The 259-nt window shown below is 64.5% G+C and carries 1 protein-coding gene; it reads left to right on the top strand.

Annotation, left to right across the window (positions count from 1 at the left end):
• Positions 1 to 259, top strand: a 259-nt coding sequence (locus SB754_RS21175) for a hypothetical protein (RefSeq protein WP_410784309.1), incomplete at both ends; no start/stop codon positions are given.

Below are 259 nucleotides of genomic sequence, written 5' to 3'. Positions count from 1 at the left end.
CTGGCTGGACAACGGCAACTTCACCTTCCTCGGCTACCGCGAGTACGACCTCATCACCGAAAACGGCGAGGACGTCCTGCGTGTAAGCGAGGACAAGGGACTGGGGCTGCTCAGCCGTGCATCCAGCGCCGGACGGGTGCAGCACCTGACCAGTGCCGGCAGGGCGAAGGCCCGTGAAAAACGCGCGCTGGTGATCACCAAGGCGAACTCCCGCTCCACCGTCCACCGTGCCGCCTACCTGGACTACATCGGCATCAAG

Origin of the sequence: Leifsonia sp. SIMBA_070 (assembly GCF_046534635.1) — a bacterium.
Lineage (GTDB): Bacteria > Actinomycetota > Actinomycetes > Actinomycetales > Microbacteriaceae > Leifsonia.
Note: the sequence above shows the minus strand (reverse complement) of the source record. Positions and strands in the feature narration are given on the sequence as shown.